The 3,324-nt window shown below is 62.9% G+C and carries 1 protein-coding gene and 1 pseudogene; one reads left to right on the top strand and one right to left on the bottom strand.

What is annotated here, in order from left to right; all coding sequences use genetic code 11:
- A pseudogene (locus E5W87_RS31720) lies at positions 1–184 on the bottom strand (ATP-binding cassette domain-containing protein); the annotation flags it as partial.
- A gap of 344 nt (positions 185–528) precedes the next feature.
- On the opposite strand from E5W87_RS31720, the gene acnA reads away from it, so the two are divergent.
- Positions 529–3,219: an aconitate hydratase AcnA gene (gene acnA / locus E5W87_RS31715; RefSeq protein WP_292406772.1), complete on the top strand. Its 2,691-nt coding sequence runs from the start codon at positions 529–531 to the stop codon at positions 3,217–3,219.
- The last annotated feature ends 105 nt before the right edge of the window (positions 3,220–3,324 follow it).

Genomic DNA, 3,324 nt, shown 5'->3' with positions numbered 1-3,324 from the left:
TCTGGTGGCCGAGATAGTGGCAGGCCGAGGCGACCGACGGAAAATCCTCACCGCCGCCTTCGATAAGCAAACGGCCAGCCGCCACCGGCAGCAGCCCGGCAACCACCCTGAGCAGCGTCGATTTCCCGGCGCCGTTCGGCCCGGTGACGATAAGCGCCTGGCCTTTCTCAAGGGCAACGTCGATGCCGGAAAAGACCGCCTCGCCGCCGCGTTCGCCGCCCAGATTTTCGGCGATCAGCCGCATTCGTTCCCCTTCGCCGGAAGTCCTGGCGCGGCTTCGGTGCGCCGCAACAAAAATGGCGATTCCGTGTCTAGAACTATTCCAGGAAATTCTCTATATGCGGATCATCCGTGCCAGCGGTCGGCGCGGGAACAGAATTAGCGCCGAACCAGCGCACGCGCCGCCTTGAACGGCTCGGGTTGGCTGGGAACGGACAGCGGAAATGGCCGTACCCGCACCTTTGCGCGTGATTGCATGCCATCGGCGTCCGTTCCCTTTCAGGCTGAACAGACAAGGACGGATCGCACGTGTCAAAATCCCTCGACAGTTTCAATTGCCGCCGCACGCTGACCGCAGGCGGCGCCGACTATGTCTATTACGACCTCATCGAGGCCGAGAAGAACGGCCTCGCCGGCATCGCCCAGTTGCCCTATTCGATGAAGGTGCTGCTGGAGAACCTTCTGCGCAACGAAGACGGCCGTTCCGTCACCAAAGAGAGCATCCAGGCCGTCGCCGGCTGGCTGACCGACCGCGGCACTGCCGGCGTCGAGATCGCCTATCGCCCGGCCCGCGTGCTGATGCAGGATTTCACCGGCGTTCCGGCCGTTGTCGACCTGGCCGCCATGCGCGACGCCATGGCTTCGCTCGGCGGCGACCCGCAAAAGATCAATCCGCTGGTGCCGGTCGATCTGGTCATCGACCACTCGGTCATCGTCGATGAATTCGGCACGCCGCTGGCTTTCGCCCGCAATGTCGAGCTTGAGTACGAGCGTAACGAGGAGCGCTACAAATTCCTGAAATGGGGCCAGCAGGCCTTCCGCAACTTCCGCGTCGTGCCGCCCGGCACCGGCATCTGCCATCAGGTCAACCTCGAATATCTCGGCCAGGTCGTGTGGACCAACACTGAAGGCGGCGAAACCACCGCCTATCCCGACACCTGCGTCGGCACCGATTCGCACACCACCATGATCAACGGCCTTGGCGTGCTCGGCTGGGGTGTCGGCGGCATCGAGGCCGAGGCGGCCATGCTCGGCCAGCCCGTCTCCATGCTGTTGCCCGAAGTCATTGGCTTTCGGCTCACCGGCAGGCTCAGAGAAGGCGTCACTGCCACCGATCTCGTGCTCACCGTCACCCAGATGCTGCGCAAGAAGGGCGTCGTCGGCAAGTTTGTCGAATTCTTCGGATCGGGTCTGTCCAATATGACGCTGGCCGACCGCGCCACCATCGGCAATATGGCGCCCGAATACGGCGCCACCTGCGGCTTCTTCCCGGTCGATGGCGAAACCATCCGCTACCTCACCATGTCCGGCCGCGAGGAAAACCGTATCGCGCTGGTCGAGGCGTACGCGAAGGCGCAAGGCATGTGGCGCGATACCGGCTCGGGCGACCCGGTCTTCACCGACCTGCTCGAGCTCGATCTCGGCGATGTCGTGCCGTCGATGGCCGGCCCCAAGCGTCCGGAAGGCCGCGTAGCACTGGAAGGCATTCCGGACGGCTTTGCCAAGGCGATGGAGACCGAATACCGGAAGGCCGCCGAAATCGACAAGCGCTACGCCGTCGAAGGCACCAACCATGATCTCGGCCATGGCGATGTCGTCATCGCCGCCATCACCTCCTGCACCAACACCTCGAACCCGAGCGTGCTGATCGGCGCCGGGCTGCTGGCGCGCAACGCCAACCGGCTCGGGCTCAAGCAGAAGCCGTGGGTCAAGACATCGCTGGCGCCGGGCAGCCAGGTCGTCGCCGAATATTTGGAGAAATCCGGCCTGCAGAAGGAGCTCGATCAGATCGGCTTCAATCTGGTCGGCTTCGGCTGCACCACCTGCATCGGTAATTCCGGCCCGTTGCCGGCGCCGATCTCCAAGACCATCAACGATAAGGGCTTGATCGCCGCGGCTGTCCTGTCCGGCAACCGCAATTTCGAGGGCCGCGTCTCGCCCGACGTGCAGGCAAACTACCTCGCCTCGCCGCCGCTGGTCGTCGCCCACGCGCTGGCCGGGACCGTGACCAAGGACCTGACCACCGAGCCGCTTGGCGAGGACCGTGACGGCAACCCGGTCTACCTCAAGGATATCTGGCCGAGCTCGGTCGAGATCCAGGAGTTCATCGAAAAGAACGTGACGCGCGAACTGTTCGCCCGCAAATATGCCGACGTCTTCAAGGGCGACGAGTACTGGCAGAACGTCAAGGCGCCGGAAGGCCAAACCTACGCCTGGGACGACAATTCGACCTATGTGCAAAATCCGCCCTATTTCGACGGCATGACCGCTGGTTTCGGCACAATCGGCGACATCAAGGGCGCCCGCGTGCTCGGCCTGCTCGGCGACAAGATCACCACCGACCATATCTCGCCGGCCGGCTCGATCAAAGCGGCCTCGCCTGCCGGCAAATATCTCACCGACCATGGCGTCGGCGTCGCCGACTTCAACCAATACGGCACGCGGCGCGGCAATCATGAGGTGATGATGCGCGGCACCTTCGCCAACATCCGCATCCGCAACCACATGCTGGGCGAGAACGGCCGCGAGGGCGGCTACACCATCCACTATCCGTCGAAGGAAGAGACGTCGATCTACGACGCCGCCATGGAATACAAGAATGAAGGCGTGCCGCTGGTCATCTTCGCCGGTGTCGAATACGGCAATGGCTCATCGCGCGACTGGGCGGCCAAGGGCACCAACCTCTTGGGCGTCCGCGCCGTCATCGCTCAGTCCTTCGAGCGCATCCACCGCTCGAACCTGGTCGGCATGGGCGTCATCCCCTTCGTCTTCGTAGAGGGCACCTCATGGGCCTCGCTCAATCTTAGGGGTGACGAACTGGTCCAGATCGACGGGCTGAGCACCATCAAGCCTCGCCAGAAGATGATCGCGAAGATCACCTATGGCGACGGCACGGTGAAAGACGTTCCGATTATCTGCCGCATCGATACGCTGGACGAGCTCGACTACTTCAAGAACGGCGGCATCCTGCAATATGTGCTGCGCGATCTGGCAGCTTAAGAATTAGGGGCGTAAGGGAGTAGGGCAGTAAGGGAGTAGGGAACAAGTCACCCTACTGCCCTACTGCCCTACTGCCCTACTGCCCTACTGCCCTACTGCCCTACT

This window comes from Mesorhizobium sp. (assembly GCF_004962925.1).
Lineage (GTDB): Bacteria > Pseudomonadota > Alphaproteobacteria > Rhizobiales > Rhizobiaceae > Mesorhizobium.
This window is presented reverse-complemented; position numbering and strand designations above follow the sequence as displayed.